19 protein-coding genes and 5 tRNA genes are annotated in these 20,395 nt (G+C 37.6%); 19 read left to right on the forward strand and 5 right to left on the reverse strand.

The annotated features are described in order from the left end of the window. Positions 1 to 147 precede the first annotated feature (147 nt). Complete coding sequence (locus JHD79_RS14575; RefSeq protein WP_233164718.1) at positions 148 to 1,176, forward strand: hypothetical protein; 1,029 nt, start codon at positions 148 to 150, stop codon at positions 1,174 to 1,176. A gap of 136 nt (positions 1,177 to 1,312) precedes the next feature. On the opposite strand, the gene JHD79_RS14580 is transcribed toward JHD79_RS14575, so the two are convergent. From JHD79_RS14580 to JHD79_RS14595, 4 genes are all read right to left on the reverse strand, one after another. After that, positions 1,313 to 2,512: a hypothetical protein gene (locus JHD79_RS14580; RefSeq protein WP_370583338.1), complete on the reverse strand. Its 1,200-nt coding sequence runs from the start codon at positions 2,510 to 2,512 to the stop codon at positions 1,313 to 1,315. Between the two features lie 173 nt (positions 2,513 to 2,685). Next, positions 2,686 to 3,837, reverse strand: a complete 1,152-nt coding sequence (locus tag JHD79_RS14585) for an acyl-CoA dehydrogenase family protein (protein WP_199120040.1) — start codon at positions 3,835 to 3,837, stop codon at positions 2,686 to 2,688. Between the two features lie 323 nt (positions 3,838 to 4,160). Then, positions 4,161 to 4,688, reverse strand: coding sequence for an adenine phosphoribosyltransferase (locus JHD79_RS14590; protein WP_199120041.1), 528 nt, complete (start codon positions 4,686 to 4,688; stop codon positions 4,161 to 4,163). A gap of 1 nt (position 4,689) precedes the next feature. Next, positions 4,690 to 5,583 (reverse strand): ComEA family DNA-binding protein, encoded by an 894-nt coding sequence (locus JHD79_RS14595; RefSeq protein ID WP_199120042.1) that lies wholly within the window; start codon positions 5,581 to 5,583, stop codon positions 4,690 to 4,692. 74 nt (positions 5,584 to 5,657) lie between these two features. Here JHD79_RS14595 and JHD79_RS14600 point away from each other — a divergent pair, with 74 nt between their 5' ends. Further along, complete coding sequence (locus JHD79_RS14600; RefSeq protein ID WP_199120043.1) at positions 5,658 to 7,409, forward strand: lysophospholipid acyltransferase family protein; 1,752 nt, start codon at positions 5,658 to 5,660, stop codon at positions 7,407 to 7,409. Between the two features lie 444 nt (positions 7,410 to 7,853). Next, complete coding sequence (locus JHD79_RS14605; RefSeq protein WP_199120044.1) at positions 7,854 to 8,765, forward strand: hypothetical protein; 912 nt, start codon at positions 7,854 to 7,856, stop codon at positions 8,763 to 8,765. A 108-nt stretch (positions 8,766 to 8,873) separates the two neighbouring features. Here the strand turns inward: JHD79_RS14605 and JHD79_RS14610 are convergent, their stop codons facing one another. Next, positions 8,874 to 9,260: a hypothetical protein gene (locus tag JHD79_RS14610; protein ID WP_199120045.1), complete on the reverse strand. Its 387-nt coding sequence runs from the start codon at positions 9,258 to 9,260 to the stop codon at positions 8,874 to 8,876. Between the two features lie 203 nt (positions 9,261 to 9,463). Here JHD79_RS14610 and rpsU point away from each other — a divergent pair, with 203 nt between their 5' ends. From rpsU to rpoB, 16 genes are all read left to right on the forward strand, one after another. After that, a complete protein-coding gene (gene rpsU, locus JHD79_RS14615; protein WP_199120046.1) occupies positions 9,464 to 9,658 on the forward strand; it encodes a 30S ribosomal protein S21 in 195 nt (64 codons plus the stop codon). 123 nt (positions 9,659 to 9,781) lie between these two features. Beyond that, positions 9,782 to 10,666: a tyrosine-type recombinase/integrase gene (locus tag JHD79_RS14620; protein WP_199120047.1), complete on the forward strand. Its 885-nt coding sequence runs from the start codon at positions 9,782 to 9,784 to the stop codon at positions 10,664 to 10,666. 13 nt (positions 10,667 to 10,679) lie between these two features. Continuing rightward, positions 10,680 to 11,027 (forward strand): ribosome hibernation-promoting factor, HPF/YfiA family, encoded by a 348-nt coding sequence (gene hpf, locus JHD79_RS14625; RefSeq protein WP_199120048.1) that lies wholly within the window; start codon positions 10,680 to 10,682, stop codon positions 11,025 to 11,027. A gap of 207 nt (positions 11,028 to 11,234) precedes the next feature. Further along, positions 11,235 to 11,307 (forward strand) — tRNA-Thr (locus tag JHD79_RS14630). 87 nt (positions 11,308 to 11,394) lie between these two features. After that, a tRNA-Tyr gene (locus JHD79_RS14635) sits at positions 11,395 to 11,480 on the forward strand. A gap of 83 nt (positions 11,481 to 11,563) precedes the next feature. Continuing rightward, positions 11,564 to 11,636, forward strand: a tRNA-Gly gene (locus JHD79_RS14640). 90 nt (positions 11,637 to 11,726) lie between these two features. Continuing rightward, positions 11,727 to 11,798, forward strand: a tRNA-Thr gene (locus JHD79_RS14645). 121 nt (positions 11,799 to 11,919) lie between these two features. Next, a complete protein-coding gene (tuf, locus tag JHD79_RS14650; protein ID WP_199120049.1) occupies positions 11,920 to 13,107 on the forward strand; it encodes an elongation factor Tu in 1,188 nt (395 codons plus the stop codon). Positions 13,108 to 13,166: 59 nt separating this feature from the next. Next, positions 13,167 to 13,237 (forward strand) — tRNA-Trp (locus tag JHD79_RS14655). A gap of 88 nt (positions 13,238 to 13,325) precedes the next feature. After that, positions 13,326 to 13,523, forward strand: a complete 198-nt coding sequence (secE, locus tag JHD79_RS14660) for a preprotein translocase subunit SecE (protein WP_199120050.1) — start codon at positions 13,326 to 13,328, stop codon at positions 13,521 to 13,523. Positions 13,524 to 13,531: 8 nt separating this feature from the next. After that, positions 13,532 to 14,074 carry a transcription termination/antitermination protein NusG gene (gene nusG, locus JHD79_RS14665; RefSeq protein WP_199120051.1) on the forward strand — a complete coding sequence of 181 codons (543 nt, stop codon included), beginning with the start codon at positions 13,532 to 13,534 and terminating at the stop codon, positions 14,072 to 14,074. Positions 14,075 to 14,219: 145 nt separating this feature from the next. Further along, entirely contained in the window at positions 14,220 to 14,663 is a 444-nt protein-coding gene (gene rplK / locus JHD79_RS14670) for a 50S ribosomal protein L11 (RefSeq protein ID WP_113652284.1), read from the forward strand. A gap of 23 nt (positions 14,664 to 14,686) precedes the next feature. After that, positions 14,687 to 15,385, forward strand: coding sequence for a 50S ribosomal protein L1 (gene rplA / locus JHD79_RS14675; protein WP_199120082.1), 699 nt, complete (start codon positions 14,687 to 14,689; stop codon positions 15,383 to 15,385). Between the two features lie 2 nt (positions 15,386 to 15,387). Next, positions 15,388 to 15,912: a 50S ribosomal protein L10 gene (gene rplJ / locus JHD79_RS14680; protein ID WP_199120052.1), complete on the forward strand. Its 525-nt coding sequence runs from the start codon at positions 15,388 to 15,390 to the stop codon at positions 15,910 to 15,912. Positions 15,913 to 15,976: 64 nt separating this feature from the next. Continuing rightward, entirely contained in the window at positions 15,977 to 16,354 is a 378-nt protein-coding gene (gene rplL, locus JHD79_RS14685) for a 50S ribosomal protein L7/L12 (protein WP_199120053.1), read from the forward strand. A 155-nt stretch (positions 16,355 to 16,509) separates the two neighbouring features. Then, entirely contained in the window at positions 16,510 to 20,313 is a 3,804-nt protein-coding gene (gene rpoB, locus JHD79_RS14690; protein WP_199120054.1) for a DNA-directed RNA polymerase subunit beta, read from the forward strand. Positions 20,314 to 20,395 lie beyond the last annotated feature (82 nt).

Raw genomic sequence — 20,395 nt, forward strand, 5'->3', positions numbered from 1 at the left:
GCATTAATTTTCGCTCCTCTTGTAATAATTAAAGTAGCTTTGCTTGATTTATCACCTTTAATGATAGTACCTGGTTGAATGGTTAACGTTGCACCATCAGTAACATAAACGAAACCTTTTAATTGGTAGATTTTGTCAGCAGTCCAAGTGGTATTTGTGCTAATATCGCCCTTAACTTCAACTGTTACTGGTCAAGAAGCTAAATATATTCAATTTGGAGGTACTGATGCTGCTGATAATTCGGGTGTTTTAAAATATGTTCGTGTAGAATATGCGGGTATTCCTTTCTCAGTTGATAATGAAATTAATGGTATTACATTTGGTGCTGTAGGTTCTGGTACTACTATTGACTATGTTCAAGTTTATCGTTCTGGTGATGATGCTTTTGAATGGTTTGGTGGTACAGTAAATGCAAAACATTTAATTGCAACTGGTACTTGGGATGATGATTTTGATACAGATAATGGTTTCTCTGGAAAAATTCAATTTGCTGTAGCTCAACGCTATCCTTTGATCGCCGATCAATCGGGTTCAAATGGTTTCGAATCAGATAACGATCCAGATGGAACTACAGCAACTCCACAAACTTCTGCAATTTTCTCTAACGTAACGATCATTGGTCCTTTAGCAACAGCTAGTACTAAAATTAACGGTTTCTTTCAACACGCTGCTCAAATTAGAAGAAATTCATCAATCAGTACTTTCAATTCAATCTTTACAGGTTTCCCTGATGGAATTTATATTGATGATACTAAAGTTTCTGTAGCTAAAGCAACAACTTTGAACTATACCTCAGGAAGATTGTCGTTTGAGAACAACTTGGTTTATGGAATTACTGGTCAAGATATTAAAGGAACAAATAAAGCTGATATTGAAGTAGGCTTAAGAGCAACAAATACTTTTTTACCAGGTTCTTGGGGTGATGCATTGATCAATGCCCCTTTCAAATACTCTTCAGATATCGCTACTGGAACATTTGCAGGTATACCCGATTTTACTTATAAAGCTGGTTCACCAGCAGCATCGGGCGCTTTATTTACAAATGCTAAAGTAACAGATGCTTTCTTTGATAAAGTAACTTACAGAGGTGCCTTTGGTACAGAGAACTGGGCTGCAGGTTGGGCTCATTTTGATCCTCAAAACTTACCTTACACCACTCCAGGTGCTGTAAAATAATACCTTAATTTAAAGGATATAAAGCCCTAAAGCAATTAAGCTTTGGGGCTTTTGATTTTATGGCCCGATATGATGATACGAACACTTGTTGTCATCTGGTAATTTTTGTTGCGGAACAAATAACAATATCATGAGTTTAGTGCTTCGGCTGGTAATTATATACTACTTCATATTGTTGGTTTTTAAGGTTGCGGGATAGTTCCCCAATTTTGAGATCCCGCTCTTGAGGCGTAGGTTCACAGATAGAATAAATCTTGCCATTATAATAAATTCCTGTGCCAATGGGCTTGTCAAAAGCAACAGCCATGGTAATATGCGTAGGGTAGAGCAGGGCCACCATAGGCAAATTATAGATTTCTTTCACCAAATAGAAAAAAAGTGCCGCTCTATCATCACAATCACTAAAGTTGTTAATCAGTGTTTGCTCTGGCGATAATCGTTTTTCCTTTCCAAAATTTTCGTCATCATTCTCATATAAAAAAGCATATCGAGTAAAGCGCATGAGGTAATCAACGCCCTTTTTGGTATTCATCCCCTTTACATATTCTTTCAGCGTAGGGATAAGCGATTGATAAGTTTCCCTGCTTAAGGGAATGTTGAAATAACTTTCAAAATCAACACCTGGATAATTGGTAAATATGCCATCTACTTGCTTGTTTATTTTTAGCTTAAAATGGAAGGTTTTATGCTTATACCTAAAGTTGATGTCTTTTTCCTCGTAGTTTTCTGGAGTGAAATCAGGCATTCGGGTAACCTTGTAGCTAAAAACATTTTTAGCCTCAGCAGGTTTGATATCTACAGGGAAATAAGTGTCTTCCCTTTGGAAAAGCTTGCCATAGTCGTGATAGTTTAGGCACATGTACTTTTTTTGATCAATAACAAAGAAAGGGATATCGGCAATATCTTCCTCACAACGTACATAAAATATAATTTGGTTGTTTCCAATGGCAATTTTTGCATCATAACCTGATTTTACCATGAAAAACCATTTATATAGAGTATAGCTGTTATAATTTTTGGCTTTTGGGCTCAGTTGTTCGGCAGTTTTTCTGATCAGTTGATAATAAAGCCAGTCATTTAATTGGTGCTTTTCTTTATAAGCTTTCAATGATTCGATTATAGGGGTCGAACTCAATGTATCAAGATGCCTATAAAATTCCTTGATGTTCGATGCGTCAAGAGATCCTTTGAAGTTGGTCAATAGGTTGGTATTGGCCATAAAATTGAAAGTGCCATCATAAAAATCGAAGCTGTACAATTGTGCCTCTGCCTTTATTGGGGCAGATATATTGAACGAAAATGTCAATAAAACAATAAGGCTATATTTCGAGATCACTTTCAATGACTTAACATTTGCTTAACTATAAATTTACATATAGTTAATCTTTTTTTAAAGAAGAAGCCACTGAATTATTAGGGAAATTTAAAACATATGGCAATCCATGTTAAGCCATTGTTAAATATAAAGGCTTTCACCATAGCTTAACATGGAAAATGATATGGTAAAGGTTATTTTAAGATTTCTCTGGCAATGACAATCTTTTGGATTTCGGAAGTTCCTTCGCCAATGGTACAAAGTTTGCTGTCCCGATAAAATTTTTCTACCGGAAAATCTTTGGTATAGCCATATCCGCCAAAAATCTGTACGGCTTCAGTAGCACAGGTTACCGCCACTTCAGAAGCATAATATTTGGCCATGGCAGATTGTTTGCTGACAGGTTCATGTCTGTTTTTTAAATCGGCAGCCTGACGGATCAATAATTCTGCTGCTTCAATTTGGGTAGCCATATCAGCCAGTTTGAAACTTATAGCTTGAAAGCTCGAAATGGATTGCCCAAACTGTTGCCTTTCTTTTGAATAGGCCAGGGCAGCCAAATAGGCACCTTTGGCAATACCTAATGAAAGTGCAGCGATGGAGATTCTTCCCCCGTCTAAAACTTTCATGGCCTGCTTAAAGCCTTCGCCTTCCACACCTAATAAGTTCTTTTTGGGCACTCGGCAATTGTCAAAGATCATTTCTGTAGTTTCAGAAGCACGCATGCCCAGCTTGTTCTCTTTCTTGCCAGCATGAAAGCCTGGAGTACCTCGTTCTACCACTATGGCAGATATGCCTTTGGAACTGCCAGATTCCCCTGTGCGTACCATCACTACCGCAACATCTCCAGACTTGCCATGGGTGATCCAGTTCTTGGCGCCATTGATTACATAGTCATCTCCATCTAAAACAGCGGTAGTGCGCATGCGTAGGGCATCAGAACCTGTATTGGCTTCGGTTAGTCCCCAAGCTCCAAGCCATTCGGCAGTAGCCAATTTAGGGAGCCATTTTAATTTTTGTTCATCATTGGCAAAGGCAAGTATATGGCCGGTACACAATGAATTGTGGGCAGCTAATGACAAGCCGATAGAACCGCAAACTTTTGAAATTTCTACAATAATGTCAACATACTCTTGATAGCCCAAGGCAGAGCCTCCATAGAGCTCGGGCACTAACACCCCCATTAAGCCCAACTCCCCAAGCTGTTTGAATACTTCAATGGGGAAGTGTTGCGCTTCATCCCAGTCCATTACATTCTTTCTGATGTTCTTCTCCGCAAAATCACTTACCATTTTTTTAATGATGGACTGATTTTCTGTTTCAGTGAAACTAAAGCCTAACTGCATAAAATAAATTGGTTTAAAAGAAAAAAACTGCTTAAATACGAGCTATGTTTAGCCATTGTATTTAAACAGTTTAGTAAGATTTATATTTGGTTGAGAACAATATTAAGCAAATAATATTATACTGTCAAAGTATTTTTGTTCTTTTTTGAGTAGAATGTTTTGGTTATTAGTTCATTTACTTGCTAAAAGTGGTAGAAAACAAACAATCGTAACCGTATTTTTTCACTAAAAAATATTTCGATATTTTGTTTTGACTTTAAGTTTGACCGCCAAATTATAAGTTTTTTAGAAGGTGGGCACCAAAAAAATCTTTTTCATATTGATTAATAACCAGCTAACGAAAAAATGTTGGGACTAAATTTGGTTAATCTTTGTTGTCCGTTTAAGAAGCCGAGATGGATAAGAAACGAATAGCCTATTACCTTAGCCCGTAGTTTATGAACCAACTCAGATGCAGCTACCACTGTGCCGCCTGTGGCTAAAAGATCATCATGTATCAACACATTTTGTTGAGGGAGAAAAGCATCTTCATGTATTTCTAGGGTGGCTGTTCCGTATTCTAGAGAATAAGATTGTTGTACCGTTTTATAAGGGAGCTTGCCCGCTTTCCTGATGGGGACAAAAGGTACATTTAAAATTTGGGCCAAAGCTAATCCAAATAAAAAACCTCTACTTTCAATGCCAGCTACCACGTCTATTTCTAAATGGGCCAACTGCCCAGCTAGGGAACGGGTAATTTCATTACATAAGGTTGCATCTTTTAATATTGGTGTAATATCTTTAAAAACTATTCCAGGTTTTGGGAAATTTGGGATGTCACGTACAGTTTGTTTGATTTTGTTTTCTATCATTTTAAAAGCTCAAATAAGGAGAGATGTTTTGAATGGTTTCTGGTGTTAAGATAAGTACTTTATTTAAATCTGCAATACCTTTGTAGGGGCCATGTTGCCTACGGTATTGTATAATAGCGTTTAATTGTTTGTACTTCAGGTAGGGATGGTTTTTGAGATCGTCAAATTCGGCTGTATTTATATTGATCTTTCTTATTGCCGAAACGTCTATTGCAATTTGGTCTTTAATTTCATCAAACTTGGCAGAATCTATTCCATAAACCTGAAAGAGTTGTTCTTTATGGGTAAACCCACCTAAACGTTCCCTGTATTTGATAATACGGCGGGCAAATGCTGGACCAATACCCCTTATTTGATAAAGTTGTATACTGTCTGCCAGATTAATTTCTACGATAACCCGTTCTTTCTGGGGAAATGCAAATGGCTTTTTCTCGGTTTTTTCGGGTTGGTTAATGGTAACGTAGGGTAACAGTTCTTCATATTTTCTTTCCGATAGGGTATACATTTTCTTTAAGTCGGTAGGTTGACGAAATTTCCCTCCCTTTTTTACATAATTGACAATGGATAAAGCCTGCCTATAGGAAAGCCCCAGTTGTTGCCATTGTTTTTCATCAATCAAGTTCGGGTCGAATGGAAAATAGCTGGTCGCCTTTGGGGTAGATGAATTTTCGATCTCATTTCGGACATCCTGTTTTGATTTTCGATCATATCTATCTGCCAAAACCAATTGTTGTAACGCTATTTTTTCTGCTTCGTTGGGAGGTTGATCGTTATCATAGAAGTGTTCGTACAGGTAAGGAAAAATTGATACGGCCAATGTAATGAACAAGAGAAAAAGCAGTCCATTATATTCTCTTTTGGAAAAGGAAAAAATACTCATTAACCAATTTTTCATACAAATAGGTTATTTACTATAAATATAAATCTTATTTTTGAAATTGCTTTATAAACTAACCTTATTGTTTCTAAATGAAAATTATTACGACCAAGGAATTTGCGCAGGCTACAAAGATTGATAAGTTGGGCGTACCGGGATTAGCAGCTTTACTGATGGAGGTAATGAAGCTAAATGACATTAATAAGGTATTTTCTATGAACCAGCATTTTGAAGGGTTAGAGTTTGTAGATAAGATTTTGGAGACCATTGGTGTTTCGATTGATTTTGATGAAGATGACTTAAAAAATATACCCAAAACAGGAGGTTTCATAGCAATAGCTAATCATCCATATGGGGGAGTTGAAGGGCTGGCATTGGTTAAGCTTTTATGTATGGTGAGACCAGAGGCCAAAGTGATGGTGAATTTCATTCTTAAGAAAATACCTAACCTAAGCGAATTTTTTGTTGCAGTTAACCCTTTTGAAAATGTACAGCATTCCTCTAGTATCAGTGGACTTAAAGTTACCTTTGATTTATTGCAAAGCGGTACACCAATAGGTATTTTCCCCGCCGGAGAGGTGTCTACCTTTAATTTGGAAAGTCAGGAAATTACCGATAGACTGTGGCATCCAGTAGTAGGCAAATTGGTGGCTAAGGCCAAATTACCAGTGGTGCCGATCTACTTTCATGGTAACAATGGGGTGTTGTTCAATATTTTGAGCTTTATACATCCAACATTAAGAACGGCAAAACTTCCTTCCGAGTTCTTGAACAAACAAGGCTTGAAGATTAAGGTAAGGATTGGTAAACCGATTAAGATTGAAGATATTTCCTATAATAAAGATACGAACAAGCTTTTAGACTTTTTAAGGGCAAGGACCTACGCTCTGGGTACCAGCTTGGAACAAGAAAAGAAGCTTTTCAACCCGATCAACCTATTTAAGATCAAGAAAAAACCTGCCCACATTGTAGAGGAAACAGATAAGGGACTAATTGTAAAAGAGGTTGCTGGTCTTACTGATTTTAGGGTTTGGGAAGAGAAAAATTACGAGGTGTATATTGTGCCTACCTCAAGTATACCTCATATTTTGAGGGAAATAGGGCGGTTAAGGGAAATCACCTTCAGAGAAGTAGGCGAAGGGACAAACAAAAAAATAGACCTTGATAATTATGATATCTATTATAACCACCTGTTTATTTGGGATAAAGAAGCAGAATTGATAGTAGGTGCCTATCGCATAGGTAAGGGCGATGAGATTTTGGATACGATGGGCAAGAGAGGTTTCTATATTTCTGAACTTTTCAAGATCAAAGAACCTTTCTATCCTATCTTGAGGCAGGGTATCGAACTGGGGCGCTCCTGGATTAGAAAAGAGTATCAGCAAAAACCTTTACCCCTTTTTCTGCTCTGGAAAGGAATCCTAAAATACCTGATCCTCAATCCCCAATATCGTTATATGTTTGGTCCGGTAAGTATAAGTAATAGCTTTTCCAAATTTAGCAAGTCGCTCATTGTCGATTTTATCACCAAGAATCATTTCGATTATGAACTGGCACATTACGTTAAGCCCAGGAACAAATTTAAAGCAGACCTTTCTCCAATAGATACCGATTTGCTTATAGAGAATAGTGAAAGTCTAAAAGACCTAGATAGCTTAATTGCCGATATTGAAAGCACCCATATCAAGATACCAGTATTATTACGTCAATATATGAATCTGAATGCAAAGATTATCTGTTTCAATATTGATCCAAAATTCTCAGACTGTTTGGATGGTTTCTTGGTGGTTGATACCGAAAAAATACCAGCAGAGATATTGGAGAAAATTGGAAAGAATTTTTAATGTGGTCAGGCAATTGCTTGTAATGCAGCTTTATAACCTTTTTTTAAAAGTAGAAAGCCTCGACATCCATCGAGGCTTTCTACTATCAACTAACCTAAACTGTATGATAAATACTAACCAAATATTTAACACTGCAAATCTAGGTCGTACATGTTAATTTTCTGTGAATTGTACATTATTTTATAATCTCTTCCTGTAAAGGGCCCTTGCTGGTTACGTCGTCCTATTTCTTTGATTGTTTATATCTATATAAGCAAAATTTAGTCTATTGATTTTGTTGTAATTGTTTGTTTATCAGTTGTATGGTAGATTGGTTTGTTATTTGAATAAAAAAAAGTAGCAGTAGGGGGTAACAAAAAATCAAGTTCATTGATATACTCATATAAAGCATGGCGAAAGCTGAAAAGCCTTAATAGAGTAAGCGAAAACTAAAAACTTTGAACGATGAAAAATTTAACTTTAATAGCAGTACTATTGATCACCTTTTTATTTGCCTGTAAAAAGGATAAAGGAACAGATAGCTCGAAACTTACCTTGGCCGAGTTTAAAGCTAAATTTACGGTACCTACCCAAAAATTTAATGGAACAGCAACAACAGCATTTAGTATAACGGGCGCAAAGGGTATGAAATTTGATTTCCCTGCCAATGCATTTCTGGATGCTGCAGGCAACGTGGTTACAGGAAATGTAATCATAAGCTTAACGGAGATTTTAAGTAAAAGAGATATCCTCCTTTCGGGAAAGGTCACCCAGTCTAATGGTCAATTATTGATTTCAGGAGGAGAGTTTCAGATTTTAGCTAGCCAAAATGGGCAGTTACTAAAATTAAATCCGGCGGTAAATGTGAATGTAAAAGTACCAACAACTTTTAATACCGACCCAATGAACTTGTTTGTGTTTAGTGGTACTACGGTTTCAGATAGCACATGGGTATTGGACCAAAAAGCAAGAGTGGCCACAAGTACAGATTTTTATCAGTTTTCCCTGCCAAACTTTGGTTGGATCAACTGTGATTACTTTTATAGTAATCCCAACCCAAAAACAACCATTACTGCAAGTCCAGTATATGTGGGCATGAACCCAAGTATAAAAGATCAAAGGGCCTATATGGTGTTCGATGATATTAAAAGTGTAGCGGGTTTACCCTTTGTACTGGCCATCAATAAACACCAGTCCTATCTCAATTCTATGCCAATTGGCCTGAAAGGAAAGCTGGTAATTTTATCAACTGACATGAACGATGTAATCTATTTTGGACATGTGAATTTTACGGTAAGTGCAGACCTACACTTAAATGTGCCGGTTTCTCCTGCCACGGCAAGCGATATAGACAATTATCTCAATACCATTAACTAATCTTACAAACGATATAAGGTCTAATTTAAGTGGGCGTTGGGAGAATATTAATTCTCCCAACGCCCACTGTTAGGAAAGACAGTAATTGCCATCTGTTGAACAAGGCATTTATGGGAGTGGGTCACGCATGCTTACAACACTGTCAACCACATATACGCTAAATCCCCGCCAAGGCAATGAGCCTTTATATTCTTTATAATGTAATTCAAAAGTTTTACCACTATTGGCCATCATTTTTTGTGCCACTGCTTCGTCTGAAACCGAGAACTCAAATTCGTTGGATTGTACAGTTCCTGTTTGCCTAGATCTGATGCCCGATTGTATGAGCTTGCCTTCATAGGTTTTGAAAAGATAGCCTTTTTTTACAATGTAGTTTAGGTCGCCGGCCTTAACCCCTTCGCCAAACACAAAATAATACCTATAATAGGTAATAGCCGCTAAAACTACCACTACAATAACTGATACTGCAATGGCTATTTTTTTTCCTGTGGTCATGATACGTTTTTATATTACTTAACATTTAATAAAAGAAAACAGTTTTATATGTTATTGTAAAAAGTAAGGTTTCTCTTTCAGAGCAAAATGTAGCAGGCTTATTTTTTTATAAAGAACTTTCTTTATTTCAATATTTTACCTACATTTGCATCCCCTAGTAAAACAAGGGATTTAAAAACAACGAGAGGAGGTATTTCAACGTTATGATTATAATAAATATTAAAGACGGCGAATCATTAGATAAGGCGCTTAAACGTTTCAAGAAGAAGTTTGAGAAAACTGGTGTTTTGAGAGAACTACGTAGCCGTCAAGCTTACGAGAAGAAATCCGTAACTCGTCGTACTGAAGTTAAGAAAGCAATCTACATTCAGAACTTAAATCAAGAAGGAGCTATTTAAGCCAACTTGATATGATAATATAAATATATAAGATGCCCCCAAATTTTGGGGGCATTTTTTTATAAAAAAATATTGGAATCAGATTTTTTTGTATATTGACTTTCGAACCAAATCTACCGGCCGATGCTTGTTAGCGATTTTATTAAATATCTTCAGTATGAAAGACGTTACTCGCTGCATACCCTGAAATCCTATGAAACAGATCTGCTACAATTTGAAGCTTTTCTTAAAGAAGATTTCGAGCTAGCTATGGAGGAAGCCGATTCGGCACACATCCGTAGTTTTATGGTTAAACAATTGGATCATGGACTGTCCGAAAATGCAACGGGTCGTAAATTATCTGCACTGCGCAGTTTTTATAAGTTTCTTCTTCGCGAAAGTATAGTCACTAAAAATCCTACTCAATTGGTTAAATCGCCTAAAGTACCTGCACGACTTCCTGTTTTTATAGAAGAGGTGAAAATGGATAGGCTGTTAGATGATGAAGATAGCTTTGGCGATTCTTTTGTTGGCCAGAGGGCCAGGATGGTGATCGAGATTTTATTTGGCACAGGTATGCGTTTGGCCGAACTCATAGCCTTGAAGGAAACTGATGTAGATTATTATGAAGGAACGATAAAGGTATTGGGGAAAAGAAACAAAGAAAGGATTATTCCATTACATGGGATGCTGTTGGCACAACTGAAAGATTTCACCGCTTTAAAAACTTTGCAAAATTTTGACAACAAAAGCCCATTTCTAATCGTTACTAATAATGGAGGCAAGGCATATCCAAATTTGATTTATCGGATTGTAAACGATTGCCTGAAATTGGTGTCCACACAGGAAAAGAAAAGCCCACATGTGCTTAGGCATTCATTTGCCAGCAGTTTGTTGAACAGGGGGGCAGATTTAAATGCAATAAAGGAACTACTTGGGCATGCTAGCCTAGCGGCAACGCAGGTTTATACCCACAATTCTATAGAAAGATTAAAGTCCATTTATAAACAAGCCCATCCAAAGGCGTAAAAAAGGAGGAAAAATGAAAATTAGAGTACAGTCTATCCATTTCAATGCAGACAAGAAGTTACTGGAGTTTATTCAAAAAAAAGTTGATAAGTTGGATCAGTTTTTCGATCAAATTATAGGCGGAGAGGTATATCTGAGGTTGGAGAATGTAGAGAGTGAAGAAAATAAAATCTCTGAAATAAAATTAATGGTACCAGGAGGTACCATGTTTGCCAAAGAACAATGTAAGTCTTTTGAAGAGGCTACCGATTTGGCCATTGAATCATTAAGAAGACAAATTTCTAAACATAAAACAAAAACAAGAACAAAATTAAGCGAACATAAAGAGGTGTTGAGTGCAGACGAACTGCTTGATTATTAATATGATATTTTTGATATGAGAATAGTATAAATTTAGCGGGCCACCACCCGCTAAATTTTTTTTAAAATAAATTTTTATCAAAGAATTATTTGTGTAGATTTGCATTCCATTTCGGAAAGGGAGTTGCTCCAAAAAGAAATGGTTGTTCTGTGAAAGACTAAAAAATATTTAAAATTTTCCGATTAAACTTAATTGGAAATGATTTAAGCCTCCTTAGCTCAGCTGGTAGAGCAACTGACTTGTAATCAGTAGGTCATTGGTTCGATTCCGATAGGAGGCTCTTTTTACTTGAGATCGTAGATTGACGATATTAGGTTGAATGATTTCAATCGTAATTCGAAAATTGATAAATCGTAAATAAAAAGAGGGGGAGATACCAGAGTGGCCAAATGGGACAGACTGTAACTCTGTTGTCGCAAGACTTCGAAGGTTCGAATCCTTCTCTCCCCACCAAATTGATTTTAGATTTTAGATCGACGATTTTGGGTTGAGTAATTTCAATCGTAATTCGCAAATCAAAAGTCTTCAGTCGAAAAGCGGAAGTAGCTCAGTTGGTAGAGCGATAGCCTTCCAAGCTATAGGTCGCGAGTTCGAACCTCGTCTTCCGCTCGTGAAAGTTCATTATTGAATTGGTTCACTGGTTCATTGTTAACTAATGAACAAATTGACAAATGAACTAATGAGCTAAAAAGTAAAAAAGCCGAAGTAGCTCAGCGGTAGAGCACTTCCTTGGTAAGGAAGAGGTCGTGGGTTCAAGTCCCATCTTTGGCTCAAAAATGAGATACTTTGTTAAATCTGTTGAATATACGGAGTGAACAAGGTTTTTTGTATTGAAAATTGTATCAAAACAATAAATTAAATAAAAAATTTAACCTACTAATAAGTATAAAAAATGGCAAAAGAAAAGTTTGACCGCAGTAAGCCGCACTTAAACATCGGTACTATCGGTCACGTTGACCACGGTAAAACAACCTTAACAGCAGCTATCACTAAAGTATTAGCTGATGCAGGTTTATCTGAGGCACGTTCATTCGATTCAATTGACTCTGCTCCAGAGGAAAAAGAAAGAGGTATCACAATCAATACTGCTCACGTTGAGTATTCAACTGCTAACCGTCACTATGCTCACGTAGACTGTCCAGGTCACGCGGATTATGTGAAAAACATGGTTACTGGTGCTGCACAAATGGATGGTGCTATTATTGTGGTAGCTGCTACAGATGGTCCAATGCCTCAAACTCGTGAGCACATCTTATTGGCTCGTCAAGTAGGTGTACCTTCGTTAGTAGTGTTCATGAACAAAGTTGACATGGTTGATGACCCTGAGTTGTTAGAGCTAGTTGAAATGGAAATTCGTGAATTATTATCATTCTATGAATTCCCAGGTGATGATATTCCTGTAATTCAAGGTTCAGCTCTTGGTGGTTTGAACGGCGATCCTAAATGGGTAGCAAAAATCATGGAATTAATGGCAGCTGTTGATAGCTACATTCCAATTCCTCCACGTTTGACTGATCTTCCATTCTTAATGCCTGTTGAAGATGTATTCTCGATCACTGGTCGTGGTACTGTAGCAACTGGTCGTATTGAGCGTGGTGTAATCAACTCTGGAGATCCAGTTGAGATCCTAGGTATGGGTGCTGAGAACTTAAAATCTACAGTAACTGGTGTTGAGATGTTCCGTAAGATTCTTGATTATGGTGAAGCAGGTGATAACGTAGGTTTATTATTACGTGGTATTGAGAAAACTGATATCCGTCGTGGTATGGTAATCTGTAAACCAGGTTCGGTAACTCCTCACACAGATTTCAAAGCTGAGATCTATGTGTTATCAAAGGCAGAAGGTGGTCGTCACACGCCATTCTTCAACAAATATCGTCCTCAATTCTATTTCCGTACTACAGACGTAACTGGTGAAATTTCACTTGCTGAAGGAACTGAAATGGTAATGCCAGGTGATAACGTTACCATCACTGTAAAGTTGATCAACGCTATCGCAATGGAAAAAGGTCTACGTTTCGCTATCCGTGAAGGTGGTAGAACAGTAGGTGCTGGTCAGGTAACTGAAATCCTTGCATAGTATCAATAAAAATAAACAATTAGCTAATTAGCAAGTTCGCTGATTAGCTAATTGTGTCTACGGGAATAGTTCAATGGTAGAATAGAGGTCTCCAAAACCTTTGATCAGGGTTCGAATCCTTGTTCCCGTGCAAATAAAATGATTGAATATGAAATGTTTAAATGAGTAAATTTACCCATTCAATCATTCAAGGTTTTTTCATTTAAAATTATTTAAATATGGCTAAGGTAGTTCAATTTATTAAAGAATCATACGAAGAAATGACCCAGAAGGTAACTTGGCCTACTTGGGGAGAGTTGCAAAATTCTGCAGTATTGGTTTTGGTAGCATCAGCTATTATTGCTTTAGTTGTGTTGGCAATGGATAAAGGATCTAACTATATCCTAGAAACTTTTTACAATTCACTTTCAAATTAGATTATTAGATGAACGATCAGCTAAAATGGTATGTGGTTAGGGCGGTAAGTGGTAAAGAGAAGAAGGTAAAACAGTATATCGATTCTGAAATTAGCCGTTTAGGTTTTTCTCATCTAGTTCCTCAAGTATTGATCCCAACGGAAAAATACTACCAAATGAAAGATGGAAAGAAAATTGCAAAAGAGCGTAACTATTATCCTGGCTATGTATTGATCGAAGCAAGCCTAGATGGTGAGTTGGAGCATATTATAAAAGGTATCAATAGTGTAATTGGATTTTTAGGCGATAAAGCAGGTAATCCAATTCCCATGCGCCAAGCAGAAGTTAACCGTATACTAGGTAAGGTAGACGAGATGAGCCAGCAAAGTGAGACCATGAATATTGCTTACTATGTAGGGGAGAACGTAAAAGTAATGGATGGACCATTCAACGGATTTACCGGTATCATAGAAGAGGTTAACGAAGAGAAGAAAAAACTGAAAGTTATGGTTAAGATTTTTGGACGTAAAACCCCACTTGAGCTTAACTATATGCAAGTAGAAAAAGAATAATTTTATTTTTCGATAAAAATATTGGAGGACTGCAAGATAATTTATATCTTTGCAGTCCTTTTTGCTTATATAGCATTCAAAAGGATCTTAAATGTTACATGCTTCCAATATTTAACATTGAGTATTACAATTAACAAATTAGAAAATGGCAAAAGAAGTCGGTGCACTTGTTAAATTACAAATCAAAGGCGGAGCGGCAAATCCATCACCACCGGTAGGACCTGCATTAGGTGCTAAAGGTGTTAATATTATGGAATTTTGCAAGCAGTTCAATGCTCGTACCCAAGATAAGCCAGGTAAAGTATTACCCGTTGTAATTACTGTATATGTCGACAAGTCTTTCGAATTTATCATCAAAACCCCTCCGGTAGCTATTCAGTTATTAGAAGCTACTAAATTACAGAGTGGTTCTGCTGAGCCCAACCGTAAAAAAGTTGGATCGGTGACTTGGGATCAGGTTAAGTCAATTGCTGAAGATAAGATGACTGATTTAAATGCTTTCACTATCGAATCTGCTATGAAAATGGTAGCAGGTACAGCACGCAGTATGGGAATCACCGTTAGTGGTGATGCACCTTGGACAAATTAATTAACAAAAAACAGTTTACAAAAGTGGCTAAGTTAACAAAAAATCAAAAAATAGCACACGCTAAACTAGAAGCCGGTAAATCGTATTCTTTAAAGGATGCGGCTGCTTTGGTAAAAGAGATCACTACAGTTAAATTCGATGCATCAGTTGATATTGATGTGAGTTTAGGTGTAGATCCACGTAAAGCCAATCAAATGGTTCGTGGTATTGCTACTTTACCTCACGGTACCGGTAAAACTGTTCGCGTTTTGGTGCTTTGTACTCCTGACAAGGAAGAAGAGGCTAAAGCAGCTGGAGCAGATTTCGTAGGTTTAGACGAATATGTAGCTAAAATTGAAGGTGGTTGGACAGATGTTGACATTATTATCACTACGCCTGCGTGTATGGCAAAAGTAGGTAAGCTAGGCCGTGTTTTAGGCCCACGTAACCTTATGCCAAACCCTAAGTCGGGTACAGTAACCAACGAAGTTGGTAAAGCTGTAACTGATGTAAAAGGCGGTAAGATCGATTTTAAAGTTGACAAAACGGGTATCATCCATGCTTCAATAGGAAAAGTATCATTCTCAGCAGAGAAAATATATGAAAATGCTTTGGAAGTACTTCAGGTAATTTCAAAACTAAAACCTTCTGCTGCAAAAGGAACTTATTTTAAGAGCATTCATGTTTCTTCAACAATGAGTCCTGGAATTGCAATTGAAACTAAATCAGTAGCGGGGATCTAATTATGAACAGAGAAGAAAAACAAGAAGTAGTTTTAGCTCTTCAAGAGAAAATGCAGGAGTATGGCAATTTTTATATTGCTGATACCTCGGGCTTATCTGTTGAGAAAGTAAATAACATCCGTCGCAAATGTTTCGAGAGCGGTATCGAAATGAAAGTTGCCAAAAATACATTAATCAAAATTGCGATTGATGGATTGGAAGGTGATTCTTCTGAGATATTTACAGCATTAAAAGGTCAGTCTGCCTTATTATTTTCTAAAGTAGGTAATGGTCCAGCTAAGCTGATCAAAAGTCTAAGAAAAGGAAAAGGTGAAGATAAGCCTCAATTGAAAGCAGCTTATATTGACACTGCAATATTTGTTGGTGATAACCATTTAGATTCACTAGTTAGTCTTAAATCAAGAGAAGAACTTATTGGCGAAATTATTGGTCTATTACAATCACCAGCTAAAAATGTGGTTTCAGCTTTGCAGTCAAGCGGAGGTAAACTTGCAGGTATTGTTAAAACACTACAAGAAAGAGGTTAACGAACACCTTAAGTTCGCAATTAAACAAAATTATTTTTACGTAAATTTTTAAAATCTTAATAAAATGGCAGATTTAAAAGCGTTTGCTGAGCAATTAGTAAACTTAACAGTTAAAGAAGTAAACGAATTAGCTCAAATCTTAAAAGACGAGTATGGTATTGAGCCTGCTGCTGCAGCTGTAGCTGTTGCTGCTCCTGCTGCTGGTGGTGATGCTCCTGCTGCTGAAGAGAAAACATCTTTTGATGTAATCTTGAAAGAAGCTGGTGGTCAGAAATTAGCAGTTGTTAAATTGGTAAAAGACCTAACTGGTTTAGGTTTGAAAGAAGCTAAAGACTTAGTTGACGGTGCACCTAAAGAATTAAAAGCTGGTGTTGCTAAAGACGAAGCAGAAGCTTTGAAAAAACAATTAGAAGAAGCTGGAGCTGTAGTTGAAATTAAGTAATCACTTAATTTAAGCGAATCTCAAAGGAAAAGACTCCGACTCTTAAGTCGGAGTCTATTCCCGTTTATAAACGTTTCATTTTGTTTGGTGGATGAAATGCCCCTTTTTAAAAACCAAAAAATAGTTTATTCTTAAACTAAATTAAATTTAGTCCCTTGGCAAATAAAGTCGACCAAAGAGTAAATTTTGCACGTAGTAAGCACATTATCGATTATCCAGATTTTCTGGATGTGCAGTTGCAATCATTTAGAGAATTTTTTCAAATTGAAACTACTTCAGACAACCGTCATACCGAAGGTTTGTTTAAAGTGTTCGCTGAAAATTTCCCAATCACTGATTCTAGAAACATCTTTGTTTTAGAATTTTTAGATTATTTTATTGACCCACCTCGTTATGACATTCCTGAATGTATTGACCGTGGGCTAACTTACAGCGTTCCGTTGAAAGCTAAATTGAAGCTTTCCTGTAACGATGCTGAGCACGAAGATTTTGAAACCATTATACAGGATGTATACTTAGGGACCATTCCTTATATGACCCCTAAAGGTACATTTGTAATTAACGGTGCAGAACGTGTAATTGTTTCTCAGTTGCACAGGTCTCCAGGGGTGTTCTTCGGCCAAAGCCGTCACACTAATGGTACCAAATTGTACTCTGCACGTGTAATTCCGTTTAAAGGTTCTTGGATCGAATTTGCTACAGACGTTAATAACGTCATGTACGCTTACATCGATCGTAAAAAGAAATTCCCGGTAACTACGTTATTGCGTGCCATTGGGTACGATTCTGATAAAGATATCTTAGAACTATTTGACCTTGCTGATGAAGTAAAAGTGAGCAAGTCTGGTTTAAAGAAATATATCGGACGTAAACTGGCTGCAAGAGTTTTAAGAAAATGGGTTGAAGATTTTGTAGATGAGGATACAGGTGAAGTGGTTTCTATAGATCGTAACGAAGTTATCTTAGATAGGGATACCGTTCTTGAAGACGACCATATCGATATGATCATTGATGCAGGTGTGAAAACGATTATCTTATCTAAAGATGATGGTGCATCTCAAGCTGATTATACCATTATATACAATACTTTACAAAAGGATACTTCAAACTCTGAAAAAGAGGCTGTAGAAAACATTTATCGTGCTTTGCGTAACGCAGAACCACCTGATGAGGAAACAGCAAGGGGTATCATTGAGCGTTTGTTCTTTTCAGATAAACGTTACGACTTAGGTGATGTGGGTAGGTACCGTATCAACCGTAAGTTAAAAATGGATACGCCTGATGATGTGAAGGTATTAACCAAAGCTGATATCATTGCGATCGTTAAATATTTGATCAAGTTGATCAACTCTAAAGAAGAGGTGGATGATATCGATCACTTGTCTAATCGTCGTGTACGTACCGTGGGTGAACAATTATACGCACAATTCGGTGTAGGTTTGGCCCGTATGGCCAGAACTATTCGTGAGCGTATGAACATTCGCGATAACGAGGTATTCACTCCAACCGATTTGATCAATGCCCGTACTTTATCGTCGGTTATCAACTCATTCTTTGGTACCAACCAACTATCACAGTTCATGGACCAAACCAATCCTTTGGCAGAGATCACGCACAAGCGTCGTCTTTCAGCTTTAGGTCCTGGTGGTCTTTCTCGTGAGCGTGCTGGTTTCGAGGTTCGTGACGTTCACTATACGCACTACGGGCGTTTGTGTACTATCGAAACGCCTGAGGGACCAAACATTGGTTTGATCTCTTCACTGTGTGTACACGCTAAGATCAACAGTTTGGGTTTCATCGAAACTCCATATAAAAAAGTGGTTGATGGTGTTGTAGCAGTTGATGAAGATGTAATTTATCTATCTGCCGAAGATGAAGATGGTAAGACCATTGCACAGGCTAATGCTCAATACGATGATAAAGGAAACTTTAGCACACCACGTGTTAAGGCCCGTTACGAAGGTGACTTTCCAATTATCGAGCCTGAGAAATTAGACTTAATGGATATTGCACCTAACCAGATCACCTCTATAGCGGCTTCATTAATTCCTTTCTTGGAACACGATGATGCGAACAGGGCATTGATGGGATCGAACATGCAGCGTCAGGCCGTACCATTGTTACGCCCTGAAGCGCCAATTGTAGGTACAGGTTTGGAAGGTCGTGTAGCACGTGACTCTAGAACCTTGATCAATGCAGAAGGAAACGGTGTAGTAGAATACGTTGACTCTAATGAAATTATCATCAAATATGAAAGAAACGATGATGATCGTTTAGTTTCTTTTGAAGGTGATAGCAGGAAATATAGGTTGACCAAATTCAAAAAAACCAACCAGAATACTTGTATCAACTTGAAACCAATCGTTAAGAAAGGTCAGAAAGTAGTAAAAGGTCAGGTATTGTGCGAGGGATATGCAACCCAAGATGGTGAGCTGGCATTAGGAAGAAACTTGAAAGTTGCTTTCATGCCTTGGCAAGGATATAACTTTGAGGATGCGATTGTAATTAACGAGCGTATTGTTAGAGAAGATATTTTTACCTCTTTACACATCGAAGAGTTTGAATTAGAAGTACGTGATACCAAACGTGGGGAAGAGGAGTTAACACCAGATATCCCTAACGTTTCTGAAGAGGCTACTAAAGACTTGGATGAAAACGGTATCATCCGTATTGGTGCCGAGGTTAAAGAAGGTGATATCCTTATTGGTAAAATTACACCAAAAGGAGAGTCTGATCCTTCACCAGAAGAGAAATTACTACGTGCTATCTTTGGTGACAAAGCGGGCGATGTAAAAGATGCTTCATTGAAAACTCCACCATCAATTAAGGGTGTGGTAATCGATACCAAGTTATTCTCTAGAGCTAAAAAGACGACGAAAGCTGAAGAAAAATCGGCTATTGAGAAGTTAGATAAAAAATATAATATCGCCGTTGAGAACCTTAAAAACGAGTTAGTTGATAAATTGTTCCAAATTGTAAATGGTAAAACCTCTCAAGGGGTATTTAATGTTTACAAAGAACTGTTAATTGCTAAAGGCGCTAAGTTTACCCAAAAGATATTGGCCGATTTGGAATATGCTCACATCAATCCATATAAATGGACCACTGATGAGGATAAGAATGACCAAATCAAAATGTTGTTGCACAATTATGGTATTCGTGTAAATGAAGAACTAGGTGCTTACAAACGTGATAAATTTGCGATCAGTGTAGGTGATGAGCTTCCTTCCGGAATTGTTCAAATGGCAAAGGTTTACGTCGCTAAAAAACGTAAACTAAAAGTGGGTGATAAGATGGCGGGTCGTCACGGTAACAAAGGTATTGTTGCCCGTATTGTACGTGATGAAGATATGCCTTTCTTAGACGACGGAACACCTGTTGATATTGTGTTGAACCCACTGGGTGTACCTTCACGTATGAACTTGGGCCAGATCTACGAAACTGTGTTGGCTTGGGCTGGTAAAGAATTAGGCGTTAAATTTGCTACGCCAATTTTTGACGGTGCTAAGAGTGATGAAGTTGAAGATTGGATTGCTAAAGCAGGTTTGCCAGCTTCTGGTAGAACTTACTTAAATAATGGTTTAACTGGCGAGAAATTTGATCAGCCGACTACAGTAGGTATTATCTATATGCTTAAACTGGGGCACATGGTTGATGATAAGATGCACGCCCGTTCTATCGGACCATACTCATTGATTACGCAACAACCTTTGGGTGGTAAAGCCCAGTTTGGTGGTCAGCGTTTTGGTGAGATGGAGGTTTGGGCATTAGAGGCATTTGGTGCAGCTAATATCCTTCAAGAAATCTTGACAGTGAAGTCGGATGATGTTATTGGAAGGGCCAAAACTTACGAAGCCATTGTTAAAGGCGAAAACCTACCCACTCCAGGTGTACCAGAATCGTTCAATGTATTGGTACATGAGCTACGCGGTTTAGGTTTAGATATTACGTTAGACTAACGTTGAAAAGTTGTAAGGTTGGAATGTTGAAGGGTTAGCCCAACACATTCCAACTTTTTAAACCTTCCAACATTTAAACACA

The organism is Pedobacter sp. ASV28, from assembly GCF_016428855.1.
Taxonomy (GTDB): Bacteria; Bacteroidota; Bacteroidia; order Sphingobacteriales; family Sphingobacteriaceae; genus Pedobacter.